Source organism: Mycobacterium sp., from assembly GCF_044342925.1.
Classification (GTDB): domain Bacteria; phylum Actinomycetota; class Actinomycetes; order Mycobacteriales; family Mycobacteriaceae; genus Mycobacterium.
Genome location: NZ_JBIIOV010000250.1, coordinates 1 through 2,985, shown reverse-complemented (window position 1 = coordinate 2,985; position 2,985 = coordinate 1). Strand labels below are relative to the sequence as shown.

Sequence of the window (2,985 nt, the reverse complement as noted above, 5' to 3'; positions counted from 1 at the left end):
CCGTCGCGTTCAGCAGCGTCGTGCCATGACGATCAGATACTGCCAATCCATGGCCCTCGATCCGGCCAGGGCATCGTCCCCGAGGGCGGCCAGGTCCGCATCGAGCGCTGCGGCACGGGCGGAATCGTCGCCGATGCCGCGGTAGGCCGTGATGGTTGGCCCGTAGTGCGCCTTGAAATAGTCGCGGAACGCCGCGCCGTCGGCGAAATGGTCGACTGTCAGGTTGCCCAACCGGAGTTGCACATCGGTGACGCGATTGCCGAGAAGCTGACGGACGTGGTCCTCGTCGCCCCAGAGCGGCGGCGGCTGCGCCCCGGGTGGCGGGGCGGGCATATAGGGCTTCATGGTGGCGAACAGGCGACCGATGAAACCGTCTGGCGTCCAGTTCAACACGGCGATCCTGCCGCCGGACCGGCAGACCCGGACAAGTTCGTCGGCCGCTTTTTGATGGTGCGGGGCGAACATGACCCCGATGCAGGACAGCACGACGTCGAACTGGCCGTTCTCGAAGGGCAGCGCCTCGGCGTTGGCTTCGATGAACGTGGTTGCCAGGCCGCGCGCGACGGCAAGTTCACGACCCTGTTCGAGCAATTCGGGGCACAGATCGATGGCGGTCACATCGGCGCCGCCCGCCGCGGCGGCCAGGGCCGCGTTGCCGGTGCCCGTCGCGATGTCGAGAACCCGCTCGCCGCGCCGGACATTCGCGGCGGCGACCACTTCGGGTCCCAGCCCTGCGACCACCTCGTCAGCGATGGCGCGGTAGTTGCCCAGCGCCCACAGGGCGCGGTGCCGGGTTTCCAGCTCTTTGTCGGTGATGGCGGTACTCATGGCGGTCCCTTTCTGGTCGGTCTTCTTCGATCGTCGGCTCGAACGCGGGGCCGATCCAGTGCAAAATCTGAACCGGGGCGGGTACCCCCGCTAGATGTCGGGTTACGGGCAGTTCTGCCCCGTCTCCAAGGCGATGGATGTGCTGGACGAACGGTGGACCTTGCTGGTGGTGCGTGAGCTGCTCGAAGGCAGCCGGCATTTCAACGATCTGCGCCGAGGGCTTCCGCGGATGTCACCGGCGCTGTTGTCCAAGCGGTTGAAGACCCTGACCCGGGCCGGGGTGGTCGCGCCGGTGGAGGCTGACGGCCGCGCCGGCTACGCGCTGACCGAGTGCGGCCGCGAACTGGCAGGCGTGGTCGACGCACTGGGCGTCTGGGGTGTGCGCTGGATCGGCGAACTCGGCGACGACGATCTGGACCCCCATCTTTTGATGTGGGACATGCAGCGCAAGATCCCCGCCAGCCGTTGGCCGCCCGGTCGCACCACAGTGGCGATCCGGCTGGGCGATGTGGCACCGCGCGCAGCGCGGTGGTGGATTGTGGTTGCCGACGGGCATCCCGACATCTGCGACGTCGATCCCGGCTATGAGGTGGCAGCCACCGTCGGCACCGACCTGCGCACCCTTACCCGCCCCCTTCTTACTTGCTGCCGCCTTGACTCCACTCGTGGTGTTCGGGGTGAGGAATGGCGGGGTGAGGAATACCGGAGGATGGCAAGGAGGGCGGGGCTGCGCCAGCGGGTTATCGCTAACCGCGGCTACCGTCGCCGTCGTGCTGATCGCTTTCAATCCTCAACCACTAACCCCACCGCGCAAAATCGCCTCGATGCGGTCAAGTAGTGCGCGATCCTCTGAGTGACCGTTCTTCCAAGCCTGAAGTGCGGCAAGCAAATTAGCGGGCTCGACGGTCAACCAAATAGCATTCTTGCTGTTAGAAGGTCCGATCAGCACCGACTCTGACGCGCTGGGGTTTGAGTCCATTGGGTTGAAGACAATTTCGGTCATTGCGGTATTGAGATTGTTCACGTGACTGCCGACCGCGGGCTCGATTGATTGGATATTCTCGCGGCGAATCTCCCTGAGCGCGTAGCCCTGAGCGGGCATGGGCAGGGTCAGAGCTGAGCCAGTGATACGCAAGAGGCACCGTCGCCATTCACGGACGAAGTAGAAGAGGGAAACCGGTGTCACGGCGAGTACCACGATCCCGAGGTTTCGGAAGAGGGAGCCATTGGACGGATGAGAGGACGCAGAGACGATCATCCAGATGCCCATCAAGGGGACAACTACGAGCGCCCCGTACGGGTTGCCCTCGTACCAAGGAATGAAGCGGCAGGTGATGCTGTCGCTCACACGAGATACTGCGGGCCGAAAGATTCGGCCGCTGCCAATGACGATGAGAGCCAATCCGGCCGTTGCGAAGCCGAGGCTTCTAGCCCAGTCCGGCTGATCGAAAATTAATCCATTGAGTAACGCCGTCATCAGTAGCGCAATGCCAACCACGTACCGCAAGATCGTGACGAGCGAGATCTTGCGAGACGCTCTTGTCATGAGTGATCGCCGACAGGTTGGACCGTCGGTGCGGTGCTGTGGCGCCAGGTTGAAGGGCGGCCGCCCCACTCGGCAGGTCTGACGATCAGGCTCAGGTTCTCCCAGTTCCGTGGTGAATCGTGGAGTGAGGTCAGAGTCAGTTGCGCGACAAATGTCTGCTCATCAGTGGAGATGACGCGCGTTTGTGACGAGCTCTTAAGATCGCCGTACTCCGTCGGGAATTGCATAATCAGGGAACCTGCGATGCCCGGACCGTCGGAGGCAGAGGTCAGTTCGCGATGTAGTTGGCGGCTACCCGGCACTATTTGCAGCTGCCACTCGCACAACATGTCAAAAATCTCGCCGTCTTCGAGAGCCGTGTCGAGCCGGGTCATTGTGAGCACCGCATTGGTGCAGAACTGCTTGATGGATGGGTCGGCGCGCCAAACCCACACTCGTGCAACGGGTGAGGAATCGAAGGGTTCCCATTCAGGAGGTACAGCCACCTCCACCACGAACCCGTCAAACTGGTCGACCGACTCCGCCACGAACTGGCTCTGTTCAATGAACTCATCGAATCTCACTTGCTGACGCCCTATCCGAAACTGAAGACCGATGCAAGGCCATGAACC

At 62.9% G+C, this 2,985-nt stretch carries 4 protein-coding genes; 1 reads left to right on the top strand and 3 read right to left on the bottom strand.

The features are described 5' to 3' along the window. Positions 1 to 9 precede the first annotated feature (9 nt). Entirely contained in the window at positions 10 to 828 is an 819-nt protein-coding gene (locus ADBZ6I_RS16860) for a class I SAM-dependent methyltransferase (protein WP_526385880.1), read from the bottom strand. A gap of 94 nt (positions 829 to 922) precedes the next feature. On the opposite strand from ADBZ6I_RS16860, the gene ADBZ6I_RS16855 reads away from it, so the two are divergent. Continuing rightward, the gene (locus tag ADBZ6I_RS16855) at positions 923 to 1,666 is read left to right on the top strand and encodes a winged helix-turn-helix transcriptional regulator (RefSeq protein WP_526385878.1); all 744 of its coding nucleotides are present in this window, start codon (positions 923 to 925) and stop codon (positions 1,664 to 1,666) included. On the opposite strand, the gene ADBZ6I_RS16850 is transcribed toward ADBZ6I_RS16855, so the two are convergent. Together ADBZ6I_RS16850 and ADBZ6I_RS16845 are read right to left on the bottom strand one after the other, a co-directional pair. Next, positions 1,619 to 2,326 (bottom strand): hypothetical protein, encoded by a 708-nt coding sequence (locus tag ADBZ6I_RS16850; protein ID WP_526385876.1) that lies wholly within the window; start codon positions 2,324 to 2,326, stop codon positions 1,619 to 1,621. The genes ADBZ6I_RS16855 and ADBZ6I_RS16850 overlap by 48 nt on opposite strands. A gap of 44 nt (positions 2,327 to 2,370) precedes the next feature. Next, positions 2,371 to 2,985, bottom strand: a 615-nt coding sequence (locus ADBZ6I_RS16845; protein WP_526385874.1) for an LpqN/LpqT family lipoprotein, incomplete at its 5' end; no start/stop codon positions are given.